The sequence below is a fragment of the Cribrihabitans pelagius genome, from assembly GCF_048820915.1.
GTDB classification, from domain to species: Bacteria; Pseudomonadota; Alphaproteobacteria; order Rhodobacterales; family Rhodobacteraceae; genus Cribrihabitans_A; species Cribrihabitans_A pelagius.
The window spans coordinates 132,990-157,855 of sequence record NZ_JBMERR010000010.1; the positions used below are offsets into that span (position 1 = coordinate 132,990).

Annotated in this window: 19 protein-coding genes; 10 read left to right on the forward strand and 9 right to left on the reverse strand. The window is 66.6% G+C overall.

All coding sequences use genetic code 11. The features are described from left to right. Nucleotides 1-52: 52 nt before the first annotated feature. From ACOHX0_RS11005 to ACOHX0_RS11020, 4 genes are all read right to left on the reverse strand, one after another. Nucleotides 53-1,231 carry an HlyD family type I secretion periplasmic adaptor subunit gene (locus ACOHX0_RS11005; RefSeq protein WP_420676730.1) on the reverse strand — a complete coding sequence of 393 codons (1,179 nt, stop codon included), beginning with the start codon at nt 1,229-1,231 and terminating at the stop codon, nt 53-55. Next, nucleotides 1,228-3,534, reverse strand: a complete 2,307-nt coding sequence (locus ACOHX0_RS11010) for an ATP-binding cassette domain-containing protein (protein WP_420676731.1) — start codon at nt 3,532-3,534, stop codon at nt 1,228-1,230. Before ACOHX0_RS11010 ends, ACOHX0_RS11005 begins: the two co-directional genes overlap by 4 nt. Then, entirely contained in the window at nt 3,531-4,820 is a 1,290-nt protein-coding gene (locus ACOHX0_RS11015; protein WP_420676732.1) for a TolC family protein, read from the reverse strand. Before ACOHX0_RS11015 ends, ACOHX0_RS11010 begins: the two co-directional genes overlap by 4 nt. Nucleotides 4,821-4,906: 86 nt before the next feature. Beyond that, the gene (locus tag ACOHX0_RS11020; protein ID WP_420676733.1) at nt 4,907-8,023 is read right to left on the reverse strand and encodes an Ig-like domain-containing protein; all 3,117 of its coding nucleotides are present in this window, start codon (nt 8,021-8,023) and stop codon (nt 4,907-4,909) included. Between the two features lie 178 nt (nt 8,024-8,201). Here ACOHX0_RS11020 and ACOHX0_RS11025 point away from each other — a divergent pair, with 178 nt between their 5' ends. The 4 genes from ACOHX0_RS11025 (at nt 8,202) to ACOHX0_RS11040 (ending at nt 13,506) form a co-directional block, all read left to right on the forward strand. After that, on the forward strand, nt 8,202-8,507 hold the full coding sequence (locus tag ACOHX0_RS11025; protein ID WP_420676734.1) for a hypothetical protein: 306 nt from the start codon (nt 8,202-8,204) through the stop codon (nt 8,505-8,507). Nucleotides 8,508-8,710: 203 nt separating this feature from the next. Beyond that, nucleotides 8,711-10,645 (forward strand): PrkA family serine protein kinase, encoded by a 1,935-nt coding sequence (locus ACOHX0_RS11030; RefSeq protein ID WP_420676735.1) that lies wholly within the window; start codon nt 8,711-8,713, stop codon nt 10,643-10,645. Nucleotides 10,646-10,664: 19 nt separating this feature from the next. Continuing rightward, nucleotides 10,665-12,002: a YeaH/YhbH family protein gene (locus ACOHX0_RS11035; protein WP_420676736.1), complete on the forward strand. Its 1,338-nt coding sequence runs from the start codon at nt 10,665-10,667 to the stop codon at nt 12,000-12,002. Next, nucleotides 11,989-13,506, forward strand: coding sequence for a SpoVR family protein (locus ACOHX0_RS11040; protein WP_420676737.1), 1,518 nt, complete (start codon nt 11,989-11,991; stop codon nt 13,504-13,506). Before ACOHX0_RS11035 ends, ACOHX0_RS11040 begins: the two co-directional genes overlap by 14 nt. 631 nt (nt 13,507-14,137) lie before the next feature. On the opposite strand, the gene ACOHX0_RS11045 is transcribed toward ACOHX0_RS11040, so the two are convergent. From ACOHX0_RS11045 to pcaC, 5 genes are all read right to left on the reverse strand, one after another. Further along, complete coding sequence (locus ACOHX0_RS11045; protein ID WP_420676738.1) at nt 14,138-15,253, reverse strand: S-(hydroxymethyl)glutathione dehydrogenase/class III alcohol dehydrogenase; 1,116 nt, start codon at nt 15,251-15,253, stop codon at nt 14,138-14,140. A gap of 290 nt (nt 15,254-15,543) precedes the next feature. After that, nucleotides 15,544-16,374, reverse strand: coding sequence for a 3-oxoadipate:acetyl-CoA acetyltransferase (locus ACOHX0_RS11050; RefSeq protein ID WP_420676739.1), 831 nt, complete (start codon nt 16,372-16,374; stop codon nt 15,544-15,546). A gap of 13 nt (nt 16,375-16,387) precedes the next feature. After that, complete coding sequence (gene pcaG / locus ACOHX0_RS11055; RefSeq protein WP_420676740.1) at nt 16,388-17,002, reverse strand: protocatechuate 3,4-dioxygenase subunit alpha; 615 nt, start codon at nt 17,000-17,002, stop codon at nt 16,388-16,390. After that, nucleotides 17,002-17,730, reverse strand: a complete 729-nt coding sequence (gene pcaH, locus ACOHX0_RS11060) for a protocatechuate 3,4-dioxygenase subunit beta (RefSeq protein ID WP_420676741.1) — start codon at nt 17,728-17,730, stop codon at nt 17,002-17,004. The genes pcaG and pcaH overlap by 1 nt, the downstream gene beginning before the upstream one ends. After that, nucleotides 17,720-18,142: a 4-carboxymuconolactone decarboxylase gene (gene pcaC / locus ACOHX0_RS11065; protein ID WP_420676742.1), complete on the reverse strand. Its 423-nt coding sequence runs from the start codon at nt 18,140-18,142 to the stop codon at nt 17,720-17,722. The genes pcaH and pcaC overlap by 11 nt, the downstream gene beginning before the upstream one ends. A gap of 81 nt (nt 18,143-18,223) precedes the next feature. On the opposite strand from pcaC, the gene pcaQ reads away from it, so the two are divergent. From pcaQ to ACOHX0_RS11095, 6 genes are all read left to right on the forward strand, one after another. Then, on the forward strand, nt 18,224-19,150 hold the full coding sequence (pcaQ, locus tag ACOHX0_RS11070) for a pca operon transcription factor PcaQ (protein WP_420676743.1): 927 nt from the start codon (nt 18,224-18,226) through the stop codon (nt 19,148-19,150). Between the two features lie 248 nt (nt 19,151-19,398). Beyond that, entirely contained in the window at nt 19,399-20,274 is an 876-nt protein-coding gene (locus tag ACOHX0_RS11075) for a branched-chain amino acid ABC transporter permease (RefSeq protein WP_420676757.1), read from the forward strand. Nucleotides 20,275-20,278: 4 nt separating this feature from the next. Continuing rightward, entirely contained in the window at nt 20,279-21,364 is a 1,086-nt protein-coding gene (locus tag ACOHX0_RS11080; RefSeq protein ID WP_420676744.1) for a branched-chain amino acid ABC transporter permease, read from the forward strand. Then, nucleotides 21,361-22,128: an ABC transporter ATP-binding protein gene (locus tag ACOHX0_RS11085; RefSeq protein WP_420676745.1), complete on the forward strand. Its 768-nt coding sequence runs from the start codon at nt 21,361-21,363 to the stop codon at nt 22,126-22,128. Before ACOHX0_RS11080 ends, ACOHX0_RS11085 begins: the two co-directional genes overlap by 4 nt. Then, on the forward strand, nt 22,128-22,901 hold the full coding sequence (locus ACOHX0_RS11090) for an ABC transporter ATP-binding protein (protein WP_420676746.1): 774 nt from the start codon (nt 22,128-22,130) through the stop codon (nt 22,899-22,901). The genes ACOHX0_RS11085 and ACOHX0_RS11090 overlap by 1 nt, the downstream gene beginning before the upstream one ends. A gap of 35 nt (nt 22,902-22,936) precedes the next feature. Further along, nucleotides 22,937-24,841, forward strand: a complete 1,905-nt coding sequence (locus ACOHX0_RS11095; protein WP_420676747.1) for an AMP-dependent synthetase/ligase — start codon at nt 22,937-22,939, stop codon at nt 24,839-24,841. Nucleotides 24,842-24,866 lie beyond the last annotated feature (25 nt).

The window sequence follows — 24,866 nt, forward strand, 5'->3', positions numbered from 1 at the left end:
CGCGGGATTTTGGCTTTTTAGGGGGGGGGGCAGTGAAGTTCCGGGAGGCACCTCAGGGCTCGCGCAGTGCCTCGCGCGACTTGTAAAGCGGCTTTAGCAGGTATTGCAGCACGGTCTTGCTGCCGGTCTGCAATTCGGCGGTGGCGCGCATGCCGGGGCGGATCTCGATCGCCTGCTGGCGTTCGGTGAAGCTCTCGGCATCGACATTCACGGTCACGCGGTAATAAGGCTCGCCGCGCGGATTGCGCTCGTCCTCGAAGGTGTCGGCGGAGACGAAATCCACCGTGCCGCGCAGCGCGCCGTAGATAGTGTAGTCATAGGCCGAGAGCTTGACGGTGGCATCCTGGCCCGGTTCGACGCTGGCGATGTTCTCGGGCTTGATGCGGGCCTCGACATGCAGTTCCTCACCGAGCGGGATGATCTCCAGGATTTCCTCGCCAGGGCGGATCACGCCGCCGATGGTGGTGACGGCGAGCCGGTTCACGGTGCCGGTCATCGGCGCGGTAATCACGGTGCGGGCCAGCTGGTCCTGGGCGAGGCGCTGCTCCTGGCGGAGCGTGGTCAGCTCGCGCAGGGTGCGGGCGTAGTCCTCGGCCTGCTCCAATTCGGCCTGGGTGCCGATCTCGTTGTACTTGGCGCGGGCATCCGTGGCGGCGTTGCGGGCGCGGTTCACTTCGATCTTGGCGACGATCTTGTCGCGGTGCAGCTGCTCCATGTTGGCCAGCTCCGCGTCCATCTGCTCCATGATCTGGCGGGCGCTGGCGCTGCGGCTGGTGAGATCGGCCTGACGGGCCTGAAGCAATGCGCGTTCCGAGGCGAGGAGGCCGGGGGAGCGCTGCGCCAGTGCCTCGGGCACGGTGAAATCGGCGGCCCCCTGCATCTGCGCCTCGAGCCGGTGGCGGCGGATTTCCAGCGCGTCGATCTGGTTCTGCAGCTCATCCGCGGCGGTGCGGAACTTGGTATCCTGCAGCCGCGCCAGCATCTGCCCCTTGGACACGGTGTCGCCCTGGCGGACGTGGAGCTCGGCCAGGATGCCGCCTTCGAGGTTCTGCACGATCTGCGCGCGGGAGGAGGAGACCACCTGGCCCTCGCCGCGCACGATCTCGTCGACCGGGGCGAAACCCGCCCAGACCAGGAAGACCACCACCGCGCCGGCCGCGAGGTAGATGATCCGGCTGGCGCCGCGGGGGGCGTCCTGCTGGCCGTAGGGGTCGTTCAGGGCAAGGCTCATTGGCCGTCTCCTGCGGCTGCGAGATGGGCGAGCACCTGGTCGCGCGGGCCGTCCACCACCATACGGCCGGCCTGCAGGATCAGGGTCCGGTTGGTGAGCGACAGGATCGGCATGCGGTGGGTGGCGATCACCGCGGTGCGGCCCTGCAGCCAGTGCTCCAGGCGGCTGACAAGCGTGCGCTCCAGCGTCTGGTCGAGCGCCGCGGTGGGTTCGTCCAGCAGGACAACGGCCGGGTCTTGCAACCACAGCCGGGCCCAGCCGATGGACTGGCGCTGCCCGATCGACAGGCCGCCGCCGCCGTCGCCGATGGCGAGGTCCAGTCCCTTGTGGTGCCCGCGCACGAAGCTTCCGAGCCCTGCGAAATCAAGCGCTTGCATCAGCCGCTCGTCATCGCGTTCGAGCTGGTTGAGGTTCAGGTTGTCGCGCAGGGAGCCCGCAAACAGGCGCACGTCCTGGCTCAGGTAGCCGATGCCTGCGCGCAGGTCGCGCGGGTCGATCTGGCTCATGTCGGTGCCGTCGAGCATGACGCGGCCGCGGTCGGGCGCGTAGAGGCCGGAGAGCAGTTTCAACAGCGTCGACTTGCCGGAGCCATTGACCCCCAGCACCGCGACCCGCTGGCCCGGGATGATCGCCACTGCGGGCACGTCGAGGGTGGGGGCGGCATCGGCGTCGTAGCGGTAGAGGATCTCGCGCAGCTCAAAGCGGCCCCTGAGCTGCGGGCGGCGCAGGTAGCTGCGGCTGGCGTCCTTTTCCTGCGGCGCCTCGGCGATGGCGTCGAGCCCTTCGAGCGCCGCCTTCACGTTGCTCCAGCGCGCCAGCGTCGCGGCAAACTGGGTGAGCGGCGCCAGCGTGCGGCTGGTGAGGATGCCGGTGGCGATGATGGTGCCGACGGTGAACTCGCCCGCAAACACCAGGAGCGTGCCAAGCACCACCGCGGTGATATAGGTCGCCTGCTGGACGCCTTGCGACCAGTAGGTGAGGGCACTGGACAGCTTGCGCTGCTCGGTCGCGGAATGCGAGGACAGCAGGTTCAGCTCGTCCCAGAGCCTGAGCACCCGCTCTTCGCCGCGCTGGGTCTTCACGGTGTCCAGCTCGGTCACCACCTCGTGCAGCAGTCGGCCCGCCTTGGCGTTGGCGCCCTGGGTTTGGCGGGTAAGGGCGATCATCCGCTTTTGCATGAAATAAGCCGGCAGCAGCATCAGGATGCCGCCCGCGATGATCACCCAGACCACCGGGCCCGCGATGGAGGCGACCAGAAGCAGGAAGACCACGATAAAAGGGATGTCGGCGAGGGTGGCAATGGTGGTGGAGGTGAAGAACTCCCGCACCGAGCCGAAATCGCGCATCGCCGCAAACAGCCCCGAAGGCGGCAGCGGCTTCTTGTCCGAGCGCATGCCGATCAGGCGGCGCATCAGGTTGTGCTGCACCGAAAGCTCGATCCGGCGGCCGGCGGAGTCGGTCAGCCGGGCGCGGGCGAGTTTCAGCAGTGCTTCCAGTGCGATGGCGAGGAAGGCGCCCGCCGCCAGCACCCAGAGCGTCGCATGGGACTGATGCGGCACCACCCGGTCGTAGACCTGAAGCGAGAACAGCGCCACCGACACCGCGAGCACGTTGGCGACCAGAGAGCCCAGCATGATCTCGCCCACCTGGCGGCGGTACTTGGGGAACTCGCTCCAGAACCAGTGGCCCGCGTTCAGCTGCGGCGTGTGCCGCGCAGCCATCTGCGCCAGCGAGGGGCGGGCCGACAGCACAGTGCCGGTGAAGAAGGGGTTGAACTCGCCCGCGGGCACCTCGCTGCGGTTGTCCAAGCCGGCCGTGTCATAAATGGTGAGCGTGTCGCCCTCCTGGCCCAGCACCAGCACGCATTGGCCGCCCGACATGACCGCCAGCGCGGGCCACAGCGCGGGGGCAAGCGCCTGCTTTTCCAGGATCTTCGGCTGCAGCCCGGTGGTGGCGAGCGCCTTGGCGAGAGTCTCAAGGGTGATCTCGCCCGTGGTCTCGGTCCAGATGTAGCTCACGATGTCGCCCACCGGAACCTCGGCGCCCTTGAGCGCGGCCAGCGTCGCCAGCAGGCTTGCGCGGTGCTGGATGCGGGCGGCGGCGCCTTCGATCAGCGTGCCGACTTCCGGGGCGGAGGCGGTAGCTGGGCTGGGGGAGGGCGCTGCAGGGCCGCTTTGGCGCGGCGGCGGCGCCTTGGCCGAGCCGGGCGCGGGCGGCACAGGACGCAAGACGGGCCCCGCGCCCGCGGCGGGGCGGGCGGAGTTGGCCGGGCGCGGCGGTGGGGTGCGGGTGAACTTCGTCAAATCCGGTCCCCATCGGCGAGGAGGCCCATTTCGCGGGCCAGTTCAAGCTGGGTCAGCACCACTTCGTATTTCGCGTCGATCAGCGCCTGCTCGCGGCGGACCAGCTCCTCGTAGACCTGGATCACCTCCATCACCGGGCGCTGGCCGGCCTCGAACTGGGCCTTGAACAGGCGGTAGGTCTCGCGGCTGCGCGCAACCAGCGCGGCGGTCTCGCTTTCCTGGCGGCGAAAGGAGGCGAGCCGTTGGGTGAGCCGGGCGCGGCTGCGGCGGGCGTCCTCGCGGGCCTCGCCCACCTGGCGGCGGGCGGCTTCCTTGGCGGCTTCCTGGGCTTTCAAGGCGGCGGGCGTGCCAAGGCCAAGCGGCTGCGCCATGCCGAGCGTGAGCCCTGCGCCGGAGCCGTCGGTGGTCACGTTGCCCGCGGCGGAGATCTGCGGCAGCAGGCCCGCGCGCGCCATCTTCGCCCCGGCAATGGCGCGGCTGGCCTCGGCCCCGGCTTTCAGTTCGGAGAGGAATTCGCCTTCGGGCGGCAGCGGCGCGATCTGCAGCGCGGCGGGGCGGACGGGGAATTGGCGGCCGGTCATCGCGTGCAACTCGGCCCTTGCCGCGGTGGCGGCGTCGCGGGCGGTATTGGCGGCGGTGCGCAAGCCGCTGATCTTGCTGTCGGTCACATTGAGGTCGGAGCGGTCCGAGAGGCCGCCGTCGACGCGGCCCTGGACGATGCGGCGGAAGGCCTGCATCCGCGTGAGCGCGCGTTCGCCGTAGGCCGCCTTCTCCTCGCCGCGCAGCGCCGCCACATAGAGCCCGGCGGCGGTCTCGACCCTTGTGTTGATATCGGCGGAAAAGGTGACGGCGGCAACTTCCACATCGGCGGCGGCAAAGGCGCGTTCCGCCTTGCGGCGGCCGTTGTCGAACAGCACCTGCTCGATCAGCAGACCCGCCACCAGATCCCCCAGATCGGTGAGGCTGACCGAAGGCCCCAGCGTCGGCAGCCAGTTCTTGGAGGCCGCCACGGCGCGCAGCTTGGCGCTGGTCAGCTCGGCCTCGGCGGCGCGGGCGGAGGCGGCGATGGCGGCCTCGCTCACCTCGGCCAGAGGGGTTCCGGGCTGCAAGAGGGCGCGGCGGGTGCTTAAGGACCGGATCACCTCGGAGGGGTTCTCCGTGCCTTCCTGGGCGAAGTTCCGGCCGGGCGCGGTGGCGTCCGCAGCGCTGCCGCCGCCAAAAGGCTGCGCGCAGCCCGCGAGGCTGCACAGCAGTGCGATGGCGCAGAGGGAGCGTCGCGGTAACATCCGGCCCGGGGCCCTTTTCAGACTTGGCGTTGGTAGGGGGCGGGCCCGGCGGCCGCCTGTTGCGCCAACCGCCGGGTCCGGGTGGGTCAGATCACGACGTTCACGTCCTCGTCCACCACCAGCGTGGTGCCGCCGGTGCCGACGGTATAGACGTTGTAGGTCTCGCCGTCCTCGGTGCGGTTGCCTGCGGCAGTGGCACCGGCCACGGTCAGCGTGTCGTCGGCGCTGCCATGCACCGTGAGCGTGTTTGAGTTGCCGGAGAGCGCGTTGATGCTGGCTTCGCTCAGCGTCAGGTTCACGTCGGAGGCATAGTCGAGGTTCAGCTCGTCGATGTTGAACTGCGGCAGCCCTGCGTGATCGAGCGTGCCAGCGTTGCTGGCGTTGTCGTCCAGCACCACCAGCGAGCTGGAGCTGTTGCCCGCGGCGTCCTGGCGGCTGACCACCAGATGGGTGCCATCGGGAACCGCTGCGTCAAAGGTGAACTCGGTGCCGAAGACCGGATCGGCGTCCACGGTTGCCGAGGGCGCGGAGACGGCGCCGCCGTCCTCCAGCGCGCTGACCGAATAGTTGTCGGTGGCGCCTTCGGTGGCGATGCGCCGCACGTCCGCGCCCGAGAAGGTAACCGAGTCAACAGACGGGGTGTCGTATTCGGTGTCGACGCTGAAGGCCTCTGTTAGGGTGCGGCTGTTGCCGGCCGCGTCGGTCGCAGTGATGGTGGCGGAGGTGCTGTAGGTGCCTTCGGGAAGGTGGGCGGCCGCGAATGCGGCGCTCCAGTTCCCGCCGGCATCCATGATGGCGTCGCGAGTCACGCCGCCAATCGTCACCTCCACCGCCGAGCCCGCTTCCACGGTGCCGGTGAGGGTGAGCCCCGCGGCGTGTTCGGCGCGGTTCAGCACGTCGTCGGCGGTCTGATCCGGCTCGACGGTGAGCGGCGTCACTTCGGTGTCGACCGCCAGGGTCTCGATGATCTGCTCGCTGTTGCCGGCCGCATCGGTGGCGGTGATCACCACGCCCGCATTGTAGGTGCCCGCGGGGATGTCGCTGTCGGTAAAGCTGGCCGACCAGTTGCCGGCGGCATCGACACTTGCCGTGCGCGCAACGCCGCCCAGCTCCACCACAACCGAGGCGCCGGGGTCGACGGTGCCGGTGAGGGTGATGCCGGCCGCGTCTTCGGCCGCGTTCACCGTGCCGTCGCCGCCGGCCTGGCCTGCGTCATAGGAGGCGTTGAGCTCCGTATCGACGCTGAAGCTTTCGGTCAGGGTGCGGCTGTTGCCGGCCGCGTCGGTGGCGGTGATGGCGGCGGAGGTGCTGTAGGTGCCGCCGGGGATATCGGCGGCGTCAAATGCGGCGCTCCAGTTGCCATCGGCATCCACTGTAGCCTCGCGGGTCACACCCTCGATGGTGACGGCCACCGCCGAACCCGGCTCCACGGTGCCGGTGAGAGTGAGCCCCGCCGCGTGTTCGGCGCGGTTCAGCACGTCGTCGGCGGTCTGGTCCGCGTCCACGGTGAGCGGCGCCACTTCGGTGTCGATGGCGAGGGTTTCGGTGATGGTTTCGCTGTTGCCGGCCGCGTCGGTAACGGTGACCACCACCTCCGCGTCATAGCTGCCCGCGGGGATGTCACCGTCGGAGAAGCTCGCCGACCAGTTGCCATCGGCGCCGACAGTCGCGGTGCGGGTGACGCCGCCCAGCTCCACCACGACCGTGGCGTCCGGGTCGGCGGTGCCGGTAAGGGTAACGCCGGCCGCATCCTCGGCCGCGTTGACGGTGTCGTCGCCGCCGGCCTGGCCTTCGCCATAGGACGCGGTGAGCGTCGTGTCGACGCGCAGCGTGTCGGTGATGGTCTCGCTGTTGCCGGCCGCGTCGGTGGCGGTGATGGTGACGGGCGCATCGTATTCGCCGAACGCGATCTCGGAGGCGGCAAAGGCAGCGCTCCAGTTGCCCGCGTCATCGGCGGTGACGCTGCGGGTCAGCCCCTGGAACTCCACGGTGATGCTGGCGCCGGCCTCGCTGGTGCCGGTCAGCGTCACCCCGTCGGAAGCTTCGTCCGCGTTGATGATGTCGTCGCCCTCCACCGTGCCGCGGGCCACCGGCGGCGCCACGGTATCGACGCGCAGCACATCCGCGGTGGTGGCGCTGTTGCCGAAGCTGTCGGTGGTGGTGATGGAGATCGCGGTGTCGTATTCGCCGGCGGGGATCTCATCCGCGGTGAAGGTGAGCGACCAGGTGCCGTCTTCGGCCACGGTGGTGCTGCGGGCGGCGCCCTCGATCTCCAGGGTGACGGCGGCGCCGGCCTCGCCGGTGCCGGTGATCACGGTGCCTCCGGCCTGTTCCTCGGCGTTCACGATGTCGCCGGTGGAGACCGCGCCGCTGGTAATCTCGGCCTCGGGCGGGGTGGTGTCGATCACCACCGCGGGGCCGTCGAGCGTGTATTCGGTGCCATCCGGCGCGGTTACCTGAACTTCGGTGTCGTAGCTGCCGTCTTCGGGCAGTTCGTCCACCGGGAAGCTGACGCTCCAGATGCCGTCGTCGTCCACGGTCGTGGTCGCAGTGGCGGTGCCGAGCGTCACGGTCACTTCGGAACCTGCCTCGCCGGTGCCGGTGATCTCGACCGGATCTGTGCTGGAGCCGGAGACCGGGTAGGAGGCGTCGGGGTCGTCGACAGTTGGCACGATCGGCGGCGGGGTGGAGTTGCCGTCGCCGCCGCCGCCGCCTCCGCCGCCTGCAACCAGCGCCGCCGCGCCGACGCCTGCCGCAGCACCGGCTGTGCCCAGCCCGCCGAAGCCCGCTGCCGCCAGCGGCGCGACCACCGGCTCGATGCGGTCGACGTCGAGGAACATCATGTCGTCGTAGCTGCTCCACTTGCCGGAGAGGTCGAGCGGCTCGTAGCCGGCAAAGAGCATGCCGCTGGATTTGTCCTCCAGCACCACCTCGACCATCGTGTTGTCGGCGCTGAGGAACAGGTTCTTGCCGCCGCCCGCGCCGCCGCTGAAGTAATTCTCCAGGACCAGCGTCTGGCCGTTGGCAAGGGTGATGTGCAGGTCGCCGCCGTGGCGCGCGTAGCTTTCGACATCGGCCGCCACGAGGTTGAGCGAGATGTCCTTGAAGGGCGCCGCGTTAAGGCGGGCCGGAGTGCCTTCGGAGAAATTGCCGTGCCGGGTGGTGCCCGCAGGGTCGCGGGTAATGTATGCTACCGTTGTCATGTAATACCGCTCGTCTGTTCCCTTTGCCGCCGGGGCGCTGGCGGACAAAGCGGGGTTGCAATGCCTGAAGTTGTGCCCTGATGCCGTCTTTGCGGCCGTTTTCCGGCCATACTGCGACAATTTTATAAATCTTGTCTATAGTTTGGTGGCCGCTTGCGGGGCGGAAAGCAAGCCACCCGTGGCGCGGCTGCCGCAGAAATCCAATGCTTTCGCGGCAACTGTGGCCGATTTGCCCGCGGTATGGGCCGGCCGGGCCGGGCATTCCGGGCAGCTGGGGCGAGTGCTGCGGGCGCGGCGCACTCCTGGGTGGAAATCGCCGCCGCCGGGTCCGGATTGCCGCGTTGCAGAAGCTGCGATGCAGCTTCCCGCTCGCCGCGAAGTGAGAAAAATTTCCCGCAATACTCTCTGGCAATTAATTAAAAATACACCACTTTCAGATAGTAAGAAGTTCGTAAATGGTGTAAGCTCGAACGTGAAGGATTGACGCTGAATGCCTGGACTCCGGGCGCGGGCCGCCGCCAAGAGCAGCCAGCCGGTAGCGTGACGCCAGCATAGGCGCCGAGCAGAAATCAGAACTCAAACACCAACGCGGACACTTTCGGCCCACGCGAGAGCCACTCTCTGTCCGTGTGCGAAGAACACGCCAGGAGGAACGGCGCGAAGCAAACCCAGGAGGCTTGATCCACGATGAAAGACATTGCCGAACTTTTTGCAGAGCAGTACGGCCAAACGCGCGAGCAGGAAATGCCGCTGCAGGAGTATCTCAACGCTTGCCGCGACGATCCCAGCCTCTATGCGAATGTGGCCGAGAGGATGTTGAATGCCATCGGCGAACGCGAGCTGGTCGACACTTCCAAGAACTCCCGGCTGGGCCCGATCTTTCAGAACCGGACCATCAAGCGCTACCGCGCTTTCCACGACTTTTACGGCATGGAAGACACGATCGAGCGCATCGTGGGCTTTTTCCGCCACGCCGCGCAAGGCCTGGAGGAGCGCAAGCAGATCCTCTACCTGCTGGGCCCGGTGGGCGGCGGCAAGTCCTCCCTTGCCGAGCGGCTGAAGCGGCTGATGGAAGACCAGCCGATCTACGTGCTGAAGGCGGGCGACCAGATCTCGCCGATCTTCGAAAGCCCCCTGGGCCTGTTCGACCCGGTCCGCATGGGCAAGATCCTGGCCGATGAATACGGCATCGCGCAGCACCGGCTGCCGGGGCTGATGTCGCCCTGGGCGGTGCAGCGGCTGGATGAATTCGACGGCGACATCAACAAGTTCTCGGTGGTGAAGATCCACCCCTCGCGGCTGCGCCGGATCTGCGTCGCAAAGGTGGAGCCGGGTGACGAGAACAACCAGGACATCTCCACCCTGGTCGGCAAGGTCGATATCCGCCAGCTTGAACACTACAGCCAGGACAATCCCGACGCCTACAGCTTCTCCGGCGGGCTGAACCGCGCAACCCAGGGCATCCTGGAGTTTGTCGAGATGTTCAAAGCGCCCATCAAGATGCTGCACCCGCTGCTCACCGCGACCCAGGAAGGCAACTACATGGGCACCGAAAGCTTCGGCGCCATCCCCTTCAGCGGGCTGATCCTCGCGCATTCCAACGAAAGCGAATGGCAGCAGTTCAAGAACAACAAGAACAACGAGGCCTTCATCGACCGGGTGTCGATCGTCAAGGTGCCTTACTGCCTGCGGGTGACCGAGGAATCGCAGATCTACGAGAAGCTGATCGAGAACAGCGAGCTGCGCGAGGCGCCCTGCGCGCCGGAGACGCTGAAGATCCTCAGCCGCTTCTCGGTGCTGACGCGCCTGAAGCCGCATGAGAACTCCAACCTCTACTCGAAGATGCGGGTCTATGACGGCGAAAGCCTGAAGGACACCGACCCCAAGGCGAAGACGGTGCAGGAATACCAGGACCGGGCCGGCGTCGACGAGGGCATGAACGGCATCTCCACCCGCTTTGCCTTCAAGGTGCTCTCCGGCGTGTTCAACTTCGACACCGAGGAGGTTGCCGCGGATCCGGTGCATCTGATGTATGTGCTCGAGCAGATGATCAAGCGCGAGCAGTTCCCGCAGGAGACCGAACAGAAGTACCTGGAGTTCATCAAGACCGAACTGGCGCCGCGCTACGAGGAGTTCATCGGCAACGAGATCCAGAAGGCGTACCTCGAAAGCTATACCGAATACGGCCAGAACGTCTTCGACCGTTACATCGCCTATGCCGATGCCTGGATCGAGGAGCAGGACTACAAGGATCCCGACACCGGCCAGCTATACAACCGTGAGGTGCTGGATTCGGAGCTCAGCAAGATCGAGAAGCCGGTCGGCATCGCCAACCCCAAGGATTTCCGCAACGAGGTCGTGAAATTTGCCCTGCGCCATCGTGCCAACACCGGCAAGAACCCGGCCTGGAATTCCTACGAGAAGCTGCGCGACGTGATCGAGAAGCACATGTTCTCCCAGGTCGAGGAACTGCTGCCGGTGATCTCCTTCGGGTCGAAAAAGGACAGCAAGACCGAAGGCAAGCACCAGGAGTTCGTCGAGCGGATGCGCGGCCACGGTTACACTGACCGCCAGGTCCGGCGCCTGGTCGAATGGTACATGCGCGTCAACAAGGCGGGCTAACAGAGGAGCGCACCACCAGATGCATCATTTCATCGACAGGCGCTCCAACCCCAAGGGCAAGAGCCTCGGGAACCGCCAGCGATTCCTGCGGCGGGCCCGGGAGAATATCAAGGAGCGTGTAGATCAGTCGGTCCGCGGCAAGTCGATCCAGAGCGGCAGCGGCGTGCCCGACGAAGGCGAGAAGGTCACCATCCCGTCCCGGGGGCTGAAGGAGCCGCGCTTCTTCCATTCCGGCAAGGGCGGGGTGCGGCGGCATGTGCTGCCGGGCAACAAGGATTTTGTGGTCGGCGACACCATCAAGCGGCCCCAGGGCGGCGCGGGTGAGGGCGGCCGCAAGGCGTCCGAGGATGGTGAGGGCGATGACGAATTTTCCTTCACCCTGACCCAGGACGAATATCTGGAGATTCTGTTCGACGGGCTGGAACTGCCCGATCTGGTGGAAAAGGCCACGGTGGAGACCGAAACCATCGGCATCCGCCGCGCCGGGCTCACCACCGCGGGCACGCCCAACAACCTCAACCTCGTGCGCACCATGCGCAACTCGCTTGGCCGCCGCATCGCCCTGCAGCGGCCCACCACCCAGGCGCAGCGCGATCTGGAGGCGGAGGTGGCCGAACTGGAAGCCCGCGATCCCCGCAGCGCGGAGGAGGAGGATCTGCTCATCGCGCTGCAGGCCCGGCTCGACGGCATCCGGCGCAAGCGCCGGGTGGTGGGTTATATCGACCCGCTCGACCTGCGTTATGACACCTTCGTGCCGGAGAAAATCCGCAATTCCCGCGCCGTGGTGTTCTGCCTGATGGATGTGTCGGGCTCGATGCAGGAGCGCGAGAAGGACCTGGCCAAGCGCTTCTTCCTCCTGCTGCACCTGTTCCTGACCCGCTGCTACGAGCACACCGAACTGGTCTTTGTGCGCCACACCCACCATGCCCAGGAGGTGGACGAGGAGACATTCTTCTATGCCCGCGAGACCGGCGGCACCATCGTCTCCACCGCGCTGGAGAAGATGAAGGAGATCGTCGCCGACCGCTACCCGCCGGACGAGTGGAACATCTACGGCGCGCAGGCCTCGGACGGGGAGAATTTCGGCAACGATTCGGCGCGCTGCAAGGCGCTCCTGCTTAACGATCTGCTGCCGGTCTGCCAGTTCTACGCCTATGTGGAGATCGTCGACGAGGCGGCGGAGATGCTGCTCAACAACCCCGAAGCCGGGGAGGACCTGTGGCAGAACTACCGGGACGTGAAGGCGCAGGCGGCGCATTTCGAGATGCAGCGGGTTTCCCAGCCCGGCCATATCTATCCGATTTTCCGGGAGTTCTTTCTCCCCAAGGTGAAAGGGGCGCAGCATGCGGGCAGCTGAACCGGCGCGCAAGCCGCTGTTCGACGGGCCGGAATGGACCTTCGAGCTGATGGAGAAGGCGCGCGACGCGATCGAGCAGATCGCGCTCGAAGACCTCGGGCTCGAAGTTTACCCCAACCAGATCGAGATCATCTCGGCCGAGCAGATGCTGGATGCCTATTCCTGCGTCGGCCTGCCCTTGATGTATCAGCATTGGTCCTTCGGTAAGCATTTTGCCCGCGACGAGGCGCTCTACCGCACCGGCCGCCAGGGGCTGGCCTATGAGATCGTGATCAACTCCAACCCCTGCATCAGCTACAACATGGAAGAAAACACCATGGCGATGCAGACGCTGGTGATGGCGCATGCCGCCTTTGGCCACAACCACTTCTTCAAGAACAACTACCTGTTCCAGCAGTGGACCGATGCTTCGGGCATTCATGACTACCTGCATTTTGCCAAGAACTATATCGCCGCCTGCGAGGAGCGCTACGGACTTTCCGCGGTGGAGGAGGTGCTGGACGCGGCCCATGCGCTGCAGTCCCAGGGCGTGTTCCGCTACGGCCGCCCGCCCAAACCCACGGCCAAGGAGCTCGCCGCGATGCAGCGGGTGCGCGAAGGCTATGAAAGCGGCCAGAGCGTGCTCGACATCTGGACCGACAGCACGATGGGCCGCGACAAGCTGGAGGAGATCAAGGACGAGCCCTACAGCGCCCGTCGCAAGGCGATGAACCTGCCGCAGGAGAACCTGCTCTACTTCCTGGAAAAGCACAGCCCGGTGCTGGAAGCCTGGCAGCGCGAGATCCTGCGCATCGTGCGGATGCTGGCGCAGTATCTGTACCCGCAAAAACAGACCAAGGTGATGAACGAGGGCTGCGCGACCTTCGTGCATTACTACATCATCAACAAGCTCTACGAGCTCGGCGCCATTACCGAAGGCGCCTATATGGAGATGATGCACAGCCACACCAACGTGGTCTTGCAGCCCGAATTCGACGACCCGCGCTTCTCCGGGCTGAACCCCTATGCGCTGGGCTTTGCGATGATGCAGGACATCCGCCGCATTTGCGAAAACCCGACGGACGAGGACCGCGAGTGGTTCCCCGAATTTGCGGGCGATCCCGACTGGCGCCGCGTGCTGCGCGACGCCTGGGCCAATTACCGCGACGAAAGCTTCATCCAACAGTTCCTGTCGCCGCATCTGATCCGCAAGTTCAAGCTGTTCACCCTTACCAATGACGCTGAGCTGCCCAATCTGGTGGTGAGCCAGATCCACAACCGGGCCGGCTACCGCGCCATCCGCCGCGATCTCGCCAAGCAGTACGACCTTGCCTATCTGGAGCCCGATATCCAGGTCACCGACGCCGACCTGCGCGGCGACCGCGAGCTGAAGCTGACCCACACCGTGCGCGACGGCATCCACCTGGAGGATGAGGATCAGGAAGAGGTGCTGAAGCACCTGCGCCGCCTATGGGGCTATGGCGTGCGGCTGGACGCGGTCGAAACCGTCACCGGCAAGCGCTGACCCGCCCCGGTCCGGGGCGCGGACCGGAACGGGTGACACGCACCGGCGCAAGGCGAAACGCAGTCCGGGGGCAGCCCCCTTACAAGCCGCGGTGCAGCCGGCGGATCGCTGCGCGCCATCCGGCAAATCCCTCCCGAAGCGCTGCAAGCTCCCTCTCCGGCGCGCGCCACGCGGCGGCGACCTGGCTGAGACCGGGTGTTCTCTCCGGAGGGTTCACGAATTTGGCCGGGATAAATCGGCTAGGCGTGCCGGTTCGGATCGCTCCCGCGCCCGCCCGCCTAGTGCGGCTGCTCACCTGCACCCGCCGTTCGCGGCGCCAGATCCGCGCGCCGCGGTCATGGCGTGCTCCTTCATCTTGCCCCAAATACTCCCGCCTACTCCCGCCGGAGGCGCCCGCCGCTTCCCATTCCGGCCAGCTCAGGACAAGACCGAAGGCCGCCGCGCGCGACGTTTCACGGATTTGGCAGGGATAAACTGCCAGTCACGCCCGTTTGGTTCGCCTCCGCGCGCGGCGGCAACGCGCGGCTTTTCTTTGTCTTCTGCATGGACCCGCCGGACGCAGCCGGTGAACGGCAACAAAAAACGCAGGCCCCAGGGCCTGCGTTTCTGGTGCCAGCAACCGCGCAGCGGATCAGAATTCGACCACGGCGCGGATCGACTTGCCCTCGTGCATCAACTCGAAGCCTTCATTGATCTGATCCAGTGTCAGCTTGTGGGTGATCATCGGGTCGATCTCGATCTTGCCGTCCATGTACCAGTCCACAATCTTGGGCACGTCGGTGCGCCCCGAGGCGCCGCCAAAGGCGGTGCCGCGCCAGCTGCGGCCGGTGACCAGCTGGAACGGGCGGGTGGAGATCTCGGCCCCGGCGGGCGCCACGCCGATGATGATCGACTCGCCCCAGCCTTTGTGCGCGGCCTCCAGCGCGGTGCGCATCACCTGCACGTTGCCGGTCGCGTCAAAGGTGTAATCGGCGCCGCCGCCGGTGAGTTCGACCAGATGCGCGACCAGATCGCCCTCTACCTCGGACGGATTGACGAAATCGGTCATGCCGAAATGCTCGGCCATCTCCACCTTGCCGGGGTTCAGGTCGACGCCGACGATCTGGTCGGCGCCCGCCAGCCGCAGGCCCTGGATCACGTTGAGCCCGATGCCGCCGAGCCCGAAGACGATGGCGCGGCTGCCGATCTCCGCCTTGGCGGTGTTGATCACCCCGCCGATGCCGGTGGTGACGCCGCAGCCGATGTAGCAAACCTTGTCAAACGGCGCGTCCTCGCGGATCTTCGCAAGCGCGATTTCCGGCACCACGGTGTGGTTGGCAAAGGTGGAGCAGCCCATGTAGTGGTGAATCGGAGTGCCATCGAGCATCGAAAACCGGGTGGAGCCGTCGGGCAGCAGCCCTTGTCCTTGGGTCGAGCGGATCGCCTGGCAGAGGTTGGTCTTCGGGTTGAGGCAGTATTCGCACTCGCGGCACTCGGGGGTGTAGAGCGGGATCACGTGGTCGCCGGGCTTCAGCGAGGTGACGCCTTCGCCGACCTCGACCACCACGCCCGCGCCCTCGTGGCCGAGGATCGCGGGGAAGATGCCTTCGGGGTCGTCGCCGGAACGGGTAAACTCGTCGGTGTGGCACAGGCCGGTGGCCTTGATTTCCACCAGAACCTCGCCCGCCTTCGGGCCTTCGAGGTTCACTTCCATGATTTCCAAGGGTTTTCCGGGGGCCACGGCAACGGCGGCGCGGGTCTTGATCATGATCGGATTCCTTTGTTCCTGTCCTCGGGGGCGCGGGCCTTGGATTGCCTCGTGCCGTGAATTGTGACGCCCGCACAAGGCCGAAATGGCCCGGTCCGGCTGCCCCAGCGTTACATTTGCGGGCCGGGTGGCGCAAGCGCGGCGGGCCGGGCGTGAGCCTGCCCGGAGCCTAACAGGGCAAGGCGGGTGGCCTCCGCGTCAAAAGCGGCAGCGGAACACCGGTCCGCGCCATTGCGCCCCCGGCGCGTCGGCCGGGCCGGCGGGTGTCAGGCCGTGTATCAGGCCGGGTGTCAGGCCGGGCGCAGTTCGAGGATCTCGCGCGCCTGCTGCCAGCTGGCGACGGGGCGCTCGTATTTCGCGCAGAGTTCCGCCGCGCGCTTCACCAGCGCGGCGTTCGAGGGTGCGAGCGTGCCGCGGTCGAGCCGCATGTTGTCCTCCAGCCCGGTGCGGGTGTGGCCGCCTGCGGCGATGGCCCATTCGTTGACCTGGATCTGCCCGGCGCCGACGCCCGCGCCGCACCATTCCGCTTCCGGCGCCAGCCGCTGCATGGTCTTCACGTAGTAGTCGAAGACATCGCGGTCGACCGGCATCGCGTTCTTCACCCCCATCACAAACTGCACGTAGAGCTTGCCGGGAATGCGCCCTTCGCGGTTCATCTTCACCGCCTGGTGGATGTGGGAGAGGTCGAAGGCCTCGATCTCGGGCTTCACCTCGTAAGTGCGCATCTCGGACGCGAGCCAATCGATCAGTTCGGGCGGGTTCTCATAGACGCGGGTTGGGAAGTTGTTGGAGCCGACCGAGAGGGAGGCCATGTCGGGCCGCAAGGAGAGCATCCCCCCGCGCTCGCGCCCCGCGCCGGAGCGGCCGCCGGTGGAGAGCTGGATGATCATGCCGGGGCAGTGCTTTTGCAGCCCTTCCATCAGGCGCGCGAATTTCTCCGGGTCGGAGCTTGGGCTCTGGTCGTCGTTCCGCACATGGCAATGGGCGATGGCGGCGCCGGCCTCGAAGGCTTCATGCGTGCTTTCCACCTGCTCGGCCACGGTGACGGGGACGGCGGGGTTGTTTTCCTTGGTCGGCACCGAGCCGGTGATGGCGACGCAGATGATGCAGGGTTTGGTCATCGCCAGGCCCCTTTCAGATATCAAAAAACACGGTCTCTGCCCCGCCTTGCAGGCGGATGTCGAAGCGGTAGACGGGTGTGCCTGTGCCGCCGCTGCGCTTGGCGGTCAGGGTGGCGCGGCGGGCCTCGGCCTCGATCAGGGCAAGCACCGGGTCGGCCGCGTTGCGGCGGACTTCATCGTCGAAATAGATCCGGGTCTGCAGGCCGGTGTTGATGCCGCGCGCGACGATCCAGAGCGTGATATGCGGCGCCATCAGCTCCCCGCCCGGTCCCGGCACGGGCCCGGGCTTCACGGTGTCGAAACCCCATTCGCCGGTCTCGAAATCGGGCAGCACGCGGCCCCAGCCGGTAAACCCTGCCGCGGTCCCGCCGGGGTGGTCTGGATAGCGGCCCTCGGCATCGGCCTGCCAGACCTCGATCAGCGCATCGCGCACGGGCGCGCCGGTGCCGTCGAGGATCACGCCTTCGACGCGGATGCGTTCACCCGTGGCCTCGGGGCCTGCGATCACCCCGCCCAGCTGGCGCGGATGTCTCTCCAGCCCCGCTGCGGCGGGAGCCAGACCGATATGGACGTAAGGCCCTGCGGTTTGCGAAGGCGTTTCCTTCAGCGTGTCGGGACGATTTGCCATCAGTTCCCCTCCGGCCGGTTCTCGAAATAGGTGGAGCGGCGCCCGCGCAAGACGATGTCGAAGCGGTAGGCGAGGCAGTCGAGCGGCACCCCTGCCTGCATGTCCAGCTTGGCCACCAGCATGTCCACCGCCGCAGGGTCGGCAATAGTGTTGACGATCGGGCAGCGGGCGATCAGCGGGTCGCCTTCGAAATAGAGCTGGGTGATCAGCCGCTGGGCAAAGCCGCTGCCAAAGACCGAGACATGGATATGCGCGGGCCGCCAGTCGTTGCCGTCGTTGCGCCAGGGATAGGCGCCGGGTTTCACGGTGCTGAAGGCGTAAGCGCCGTCGCTGCCGCTCAGGGCCCGGCCGCAGCCGCCGAAATTCGGGTCGAGCGCGCCGAGGTAGCCGTCCTTCTTGTGGCGGTAGCGGCCCGAGGCGTTGGCCTGCCAGATCTCCACCAGGGTGCCCGGCACCGGGCGGGCGTTTTCGTCCATGACGCGCCCGTGCAGGAGGATCCGCTCGCCCACAGGGCTTTCGCCGGGCTGGGCGAAATTCGTCAGCAGATCACTGTCGCCGGGGGCCACGGCATTCTGGCCAAACACGGGCCCGCGGCGCTCGCTTTCGGTGGTGGTCAGGCTGATCAGCGGCAGGCGCGGCGAACGGGTGACCGAGGTCTTGTAGGCGGGCGCAAAGGCAGGCGGGTGCCAGCGCCGGTCGCGCGGGTAGAAATCGCCGTCATCCGGCATAGGGTGCTCCTTCTTCCGTCGGGTCGGCGGCGTCTTCCGCCTCCATTTCGGCATAGGCGGCCTTGGCGAGCTTCAGCGCGTGGTTGGCGCGCGGCACGCCGGCGTAGATCGCCACATGCTGAAACGCCTCCAGCACGTCTTCCTTGCTGGCGCCGGTATTGGCGGTGGCGCGGATATGCATCGGGATCTCGTCGAAGTTTCCGGTTGCCGCCAGGAGTGCCAGCGTCAGCATCGAACGTTCGCGCAGGGAAATCCGGTCCGAGGCCCAGACCGTGCCCCAGGCAGCTTCGGTGATCAGCGCCTGGAAGGGGGTGTCGAGCGCGGTGCGGGCGGCTTCGGCCCGGTCCACATGGGCATCGCCCAGCACCCGGCGCCGCATCGTCATGCCGCGGTCGTGGCGGCTTTCTGTCATCTTGCTCTCCCGTGTCGGGGGCAGTATCGCATACCGGGATTGATCTGTATAATGGCTATTTCTGCATCAAGCGATAACACTATGGATATGCGTCTGTCCTCTGGCCTGAAGCTCAGGCATCTGGAGATTTTTGCCGAGGTCGCCCGCAAGCAGAGCGTGACCCAGGCCGCCGCGGGGCTGGGGCTGACCCAACCCGCGGTCACCCGCGCCTTGCGCGAGCTGGAGGCGGCCTGTGGCAAGCCCCTGGTGGAGAAGCACGGCCGCGGCATCCGGCTCAGCGCCTATGGCGAGATGTTCTGCGACTATGCGGGGCGCAGCCTCGCCTTGATGCGCGACGGGTTGGCGGTGCTGCAGGAGCTGGGCGAGGAAGACGGCCCGCGGGTCGCCATCGGCGCGCTGCCGACAGCGGCCTCGGCGCTGGTGCCGGACACGCTGGCCGCCTTGCGTGCCGCGGGCCTGGCGGGGCGCTATTCGGTGCTGACCGGCGGCAACCGCGACCTGCTGGACCAGCTGCGCCGCGGTGCGCTGGATCTGGTGGTGGGGCGGATGCCCGCCCCCGAGGACATGGCCGGCGCCGCCTTCGAGCCGCTGTTCCGCGAGCGCGTGGTGGCGGTGGTGGCGCAGGATCACCCGCTGGCAGGGACAGCCGGGCTGCTGGGGGACGCGCTGGAGGCGCACCCGGTGCTGCTGCCTGCTGAAGGCTCGATCATCCGGCCGCTGGTGGAGCGGCTGCTGCTGGAGCAGGGGCTGAGCGCGCCGCGTTTCCCGGTGGAGTCCGTCTCCCCCTCCTTTGGCCGCCGCTTCGTGCTGGCGCATGGGGCGGTCTGGTTCATCAGCGAGGGCGTGGTGCGCCCCGAGCTGGAGAGCGGCGCAATGCGCACGCTTCCCTTGGAGACCGCCTCCACCCTGGGCGCCGTGGGCCTGTGTATCCGGCACGGCCATCAGCTGTCGCCCGCGGCGGCGCGGTTCTGCGCGGCGTTGCGGCGGCAGGCGCGGGGCGGCGGCTGATTCCGCCGCGGTGCGGAAAAGCCGTGCTGCATGCGCGAAATCTTGGTGAGGCGCGGGGATAACACACAACTTTTGGGATCATTACCAAGGGTCATTGGAATTGACAGCTCAAATTTTATCTTCCTAACCTGAGCTTAGACGCCCCGGGCATGCGGACGGGCGCAAGCGCGCATCCCGCCCCGGCAATTGGCGCCAAAGCCTGGCAACGGCCGGGCGCTGAGCCGCCCAAATCGGCGGGGGAGGACATGTTGGACGTATTGCAGCTCTTGGTGAGCGGGCTTGCGAATGGCTGCGTCTATGGCCTGATCGCGCTGGGGTTTGTCCTGATCTACAAGGCGACGGAGGCGGTGAATTTCGCTCAGGGCGATTTCATGATGCTGGGGGCATTTGTCACCCTTGGACTTACAAATGCCGAATACCTGCATCTGCCGTTCTGGCTTGCAGCTCCGCTGGCGATTGCGGTGATGGCGGGCTTTGGCTACCTGCTCAATCACCTGCTGCTGAGGCACCTGTTTGGCGAAAGCCAGACCGCGGTGGTGATCCTGACCATCGCGCTGGGCTTTGTAATCCGCTTTGTTGCCGGGCTGATCTGGGGGCATGAGCCGCAGACGCTGGAAAGCCCGCTGGCGCTGGGCGATCTGCGGCTGGGCGGCGTGGTGCTGGGGCTGGCGGATGTGGCGGTGATCGTGGTCACCGTGGCGCTGACTCTTGGCCTTTACCAGTTTTTCCAGCGCACCCGGCTGGGGCTGGCGATGCAGGCGGCGAGCCAGAACCAGATGGCGGCCTATTTCATGGGCATCCCGGTGAAGCGTGTGCACGGGCTGATCTGGGCGCTCTCCGGCGCCACGGCGGCGGTGGCGGGAATCCTGTTTGCCTCTAAGGGCGCGATCGACCCCAATGCGGGGCTGCTGGGGATCAAGGCCTTTGCGGCGGCGGTGATCGGCGGTTTCGGCTCTTTGCCCGGGGCGCTTGCGGGGGGGCTGATCGTCGGTGTGATCGAGCCCTTCGCGGCGCGCTACCTGGCGGCGGGCTATTCGCAGATCGCGCCCTACGCGCTGCTGCTGGCGGTGCTGGTGTTCCGCCCGCACGGGCTGTTCAGCCAGGTCCGCGTGAAGAAGGTCTGAGCCGATGCGCATCCATTTCAAGACATCTTATGAGCACGACATCCGCCTGTTTCCCGATGCCTGGACCGCGGCGCTCTATGGCGTGCTGATGCTGCTGGCGCTGCTGCTGCCGCTGCTGATCAACGAGTTCTACCTGGGCGAGGTCACCAATGTGCTGATCTGGGCCATCGCTGGTTTAGGGCTGATGCTGCTGACCGGGCAGACGGGGCAGGTGAGCCTGGGCCATGCGGCCTTCCTGGCGCTGGGGTGCTATGCCAACACCATCCTGATCGAGGCCGGGCTGCCCTTCATCCTCGCCTTCCCGCTGGCCGGTATCCTCACCGGGTTTGCGGGCGTGCTGATCGCGATCCCGGCGCTGCGGCTGCATGGCATCTACCTCGCCATTGCCACCATCGCGCTGTCGATCCTGGCCGACGACATCATCGTGCTGCTGGCGCCCTGGACCGGCGGCGTGTCGGGCAAGTTTCCCGATATGATCACCATCTTCGGCTTCGAGATCGAACGCTGGACCATGCCCGCGCGCTTCTACTACCTGGTGCTGGCCGTTACGGTGATTTGCACGCTGTTCTACCGCAACCTCTTGCGCGCGCCGCTCGGCCGCGCCTTTGCCGCGGTGCGCGACAGCGAGGTCTCCGCCGCCGCGATGGGCGTGCATATCGCCCGGACCAAGGCCGCGGCCTTCGGGCTCAGCTGCATGATTACCGGCTGGGCGGGCGCCTTGATGGGCTACTACGCGGGCGCCTTCAACAACGAGACGTTTTCGCTGGTGATCTCGATCACGCTGTTGATGATGATCGTGATCGGCGGGCTGGGGTCGATCCATGGCGCCTTCCTGGGCGCCATCGTCGTCGCCTTCCTGCCGCAGGCTCTGGCGATCCTGCGCGATGCCGCGATGGGCGGCAGCGTGGCCATTCCGGGGCTGGAGACCGGGGTCTTCGGGATGATCCTGATCCTCTTTATCCTGTTCGAGCCGATGGGGCTTTACGGCCGCTGGCTGAAGATCCGCACCTGGCTCGAACTCTTCCCATTTGCCCGCAAGGACATGTTCCGCCGCCAGAAAAGCTACCTCAAGACGGAGCGGCTGAGATGAGCCTGCTGCAAGTGGAAAACGCGACGCTGAAATTCGGCGGGGTGGTGGCGGTGAACGATCTGAGCTTCTCGGTCGAGGAGGGCGAGGTCTATGCCATCGTCGGGCCGAACGGGGCGGGGAAATCCACCGTGTTCAACCTGATCTCCCGCTTCTACGATCCCTTTGCCGGGCGCATCACATTCGACGGGCAGGACCTGCTCAAGCGTAAACCGGATGAGGTTGCCGATTTGGGCATCGCCCGCACCTTCCAGAACATCGAGCTGTTCGATCAGGCCACCGTGTTGCAGAACCTGCTGGTCGGCCGCCACCGCCACCGGCGCAGCACGCTGCTGGAGGAGCTGTTCTTCACCCCGCGCGTGCGCCGCGAGGAGCACCGCCACCGGGCCGCGGTGGAGGAAGTGATCGATTTCCTCGACCTCCAGCCCTACCGCGACAAGCGCATCGCCGGGCTGCCCTACGGGGTGCGCAAGGTGGTGGAGCTGGGCCGGGCGCTCGCCTCCGGGCCGCGGCTTCTGCTGCTCGACGAACCCGCCTCGGGTCTGTCGGTGGAGGAGACGCGGGACATGCGCTGGTGGATCGACGACATCCGACGCCAGATGGGGATCACGGTTCTGATGGTGGAGCATGACATGGGGCTGGTCTCGGGCGTCTGCGACCGGGTGCTGGCGCTGGCCGATGGCGCCAAGCTGGCCGAGGGGACGCCCGACGAGGTGCAGGCGCATCCGGCGGTGATCGAGGCCTACCTTGGTGCGGGGGCCGCATGATGGCGGCGCCGGTTCTGGAGATCCGCAACCTGGAAAGCTTCTACGGGCCGGTGATGGCGATCCGCGGGGTGTCCCTGCGCGTGGAGGCAGGGCAGGTGGTGACCGTGCTCGGCGCCAATGGTGCGGGCAAGTCGACGCTATTGAAGACGATCTCCGGCATCATGGAGCCGGAGAAGGGCGAAATCCTCTTCGAAGGCCGGCCGATCCAGGGGCAGGAGCCGCACAGCATCGTGCAAAAGGGCATCGTGCATGTGCCCGAGGGGCGCGAGGTTTTCCCGCTGCTGACGGTAGACGAAAACCTGACCCTTGGCGCCTATACCCGCAAGGGCCGGGCGGAGATCGAGCGCGACCGCGACAAGGTATTCACCTATTTCCCTGTGCTGGCTGAACGCCGCGGCCAGGAGGCGGGCACGCTCTCGGGCGGGCAGCAGCAGATGCTGGCAATTGGCCGCGGGCTGATGCTGCGGCCCAAACTCATGCTCCTGGACGAGCCTTCGCTCGGCCTCTCGCCGCTCCTGGTGCAGGAGATCTTTGCCATCCTGCGGCGCCTGAATGCCGAGGAGGGCGTGACCATGGTTCTGGTCGAGCAGAACGCCCGTATCGCGTTGGAACTCGCCGACGTGGGCTACGTGATGGAGACGGGCCGCATTGTGATGGACGGCAGCGCCGAGCGGCTGATGCAGAGCGAGGACATCAAGGCGTTCTACCTCGGCCAGCAGGCGGCGGGCCAGCGCGGCGAAACCCGCTGGAAGCGCAAGAAGACCTGGCGGTGAGGAGCACAGCGGGCATGAACATGGCGGAGAGGGGTATGAGGGACGAAAGCCAAGGGGCAGGGGACCAGCCGGTTCACCCGCAGGTCACGCTCAACGGCGTCGCCTACAACGCCACCCCCGGCCAGCGCCCCGTTACCGTCGATGGCTGCGACACGCTCGCCAAGCTGTTTGCCCGCCGCTGCGCCGAACAGGGCCGCCGCACCTCGCACCGGGAAAAGGACATGGGGATCTGGAAGTCCTATTCCTGGCAGGACTACTGGACCCGCGCCAAGGGGATCGGCCTTGGCCTGATGGCGCTGGGGATGCAGCGCGGCGAGGTGGTCTCGATCCTGTCGGAAGACCGCAAGGAATGGCTCTATGCCGACATGGGCGTGCAGGGCGCGGGCGGCATTGCCTCGGGCGTCTACACCACCGATTCCGCCAAACAGCTTGCCTACCTTCTGACCAACAGCGGCAGCCGCTTCCTGATTGCGGAGGATGACGAGCAGCTCGACAAGTTCCTGGAGATCGAGGACGCGGTGCCGCATGTGCAGACCGTGATCCTGCTCGAACGCGAGGGGCTGCACGGGCTCGACCACAGCAAGTGCCTGTTCCTGGATGAGCTCTATGCGCTGGGCCAGCAGTACGAGGCCGACCACCCCGGCGCCTTCGAGGCGGAGATCGCCAAGTCCAAGGCTGATGACACTGCGCTGCTGATCTATACCTCCGGCACCACCGGCCCGCCGAAGGGCGCGATGCTGAGCCATGAGAACATCCTCGCCTCTGCCGAGGCCGGCGCGCGGGTTCTGGAATGCCTTGCGAGTGACGAGCAGCTCTGCTTCCTGCCGCTCTGTCATATCCTGGAGCGCAACGTCTCGGTCTATTTCCCGCTGGCGGCGGGCAGCACGGTGAACTTTGCCGAGAGCCCGGAGACGGTCTTTGCCAACATGCAGGAGGTCTCCCCCGCGACCTTCTTTGCGGTGCCGCGGGTGTGGGAGAAGATCTATTCTCAAGTGCTGGTCATGGCGCAGGAGGCAACGCCCCTAGGGCGCTGGGCCTTCAATCAGGCGGTCAAGTCGGGCCGCGCGCGGGCACAGTTTGCGATGCGCGGGGAGGGGGTGCCGGGCCGGGTGGCCGCGGCTTACGCGTTCTGGGACTTTGCAGTTCTGCGCAATCTGCGCCGGATGCTGGGTCTGGACCGCTTGCGCCGCGGCGGCACCGGGGCGGCGCCGGTCTCGCCTGCGCTCTTGGAATGGTACTGGGCCATTGGGGTACCGCTGATCGAAGGCTACGGCATGACCGAAAACGCAGGGCTTGCCACCGTGAACACGCTGGCTGCCAACCGCCCCGGCACGGTGGGGCCTGCTGTGCCCGGCATGGAGTTGCGCATCGCGCCCGATGGCGAGATCCAGACACGCGGCCTGAACTCCTTCCAGGGCTATTGGAAGAACCCGGAAAAAACAGCCGAGACCTTCACCGAAGACGGCTGGCTGCGCACCGGCGATGCCGGGCGGCTGGAGGAGGACGGCAGCCTTGTCATCACCGGCCGCATCAAGGACATCCTGATCACCGCGGGCGGCAAGAACATCACCCCGGCGGAGATCGAGAGCCGGCTCAAGTTCTCGCATTACATCTCCGACGCGGTGGTGATCGGCGACGGGCGCAAGTACCTGACCTGCCTGATCATGATCGACCAGGAAAACGTCGAGAAATTCGCGCAAGAGCGCAAGATCCCGTTCAGCGACTTCGCTTCGCTCTGTGCCGCGCCGGAAGTGGTGGACCTGATCGGCCAGGAGGTGGAGGCGGTGAACCGCGAGTTTGCCCGGGTCGAGCAGATCAAGGACTTTCGCCTGATAAACGTGCTGCTCACCGCCGAAGATGACGAGCTGACCGCCACCATGAAGCTCAAGCGCGGGCTGGTAGAGCAGAAGCACAAGGATCTGATCGACAGCATGTATTGACGAAAAAGCGGGCAGGAGTCCGCAA

Bases quoted from the DNA above. Each gene is read 5' to 3' on its own strand.
- ACOHX0_RS11005 (WP_420676730.1), bottom strand. From the start codon at position 1,231: ATGAGCCTTGCCCTGAACGACCCCTACGGCCAGCAGGACGCCCCCCGC.
- ACOHX0_RS11015 (WP_420676732.1), bottom strand. From the start codon at position 4,820: ATGTTACCGCGACGCTCCCTCTGCGCCATCGCACTGCTGTGCAGCCTC.
- ACOHX0_RS11020 (WP_420676733.1), bottom strand. From the start codon at position 8,023: ATGACAACGGTAGCATACATTACCCGCGACCCTGCGGGCACCACCCGG.
- ACOHX0_RS11030 (WP_420676735.1), top strand. From the start codon at position 8,711: ATGAAAGACATTGCCGAACTTTTTGCAGAGCAGTACGGCCAAACGCGC.
- ACOHX0_RS11035 (WP_420676736.1), top strand. From the start codon at position 10,665: ATGCATCATTTCATCGACAGGCGCTCCAACCCCAAGGGCAAGAGCCTC.
- ACOHX0_RS11040 (WP_420676737.1), top strand. From the start codon at position 11,989: ATGCGGGCAGCTGAACCGGCGCGCAAGCCGCTGTTCGACGGGCCGGAA.
- ACOHX0_RS11045 (WP_420676738.1), bottom strand. From the start codon at position 15,253: ATGATCAAGACCCGCGCCGCCGTTGCCGTGGCCCCCGGAAAACCCTTG.
- ACOHX0_RS11050 (WP_420676739.1), bottom strand. From the start codon at position 16,374: ATGACCAAACCCTGCATCATCTGCGTCGCCATCACCGGCTCGGTGCCG.
- pcaG (WP_420676740.1), bottom strand. From the start codon at position 17,002: ATGGCAAATCGTCCCGACACGCTGAAGGAAACGCCTTCGCAAACCGCA.
- pcaH (WP_420676741.1), bottom strand. From the start codon at position 17,730: ATGCCGGATGACGGCGATTTCTACCCGCGCGACCGGCGCTGGCACCCG.
- pcaC (WP_420676742.1), bottom strand. From the start codon at position 18,142: ATGACAGAAAGCCGCCACGACCGCGGCATGACGATGCGGCGCCGGGTG.
- pcaQ (WP_420676743.1), top strand. From the start codon at position 18,224: ATGGATATGCGTCTGTCCTCTGGCCTGAAGCTCAGGCATCTGGAGATT.
- ACOHX0_RS11080 (WP_420676744.1), top strand. From the start codon at position 20,279: ATGCGCATCCATTTCAAGACATCTTATGAGCACGACATCCGCCTGTTT.
- ACOHX0_RS11085 (WP_420676745.1), top strand. From the start codon at position 21,361: ATGAGCCTGCTGCAAGTGGAAAACGCGACGCTGAAATTCGGCGGGGTG.
- ACOHX0_RS11090 (WP_420676746.1), top strand. From the start codon at position 22,128: ATGGCGGCGCCGGTTCTGGAGATCCGCAACCTGGAAAGCTTCTACGGG.
- ACOHX0_RS11095 (WP_420676747.1), top strand. From the start codon at position 22,937: ATGAGGGACGAAAGCCAAGGGGCAGGGGACCAGCCGGTTCACCCGCAG.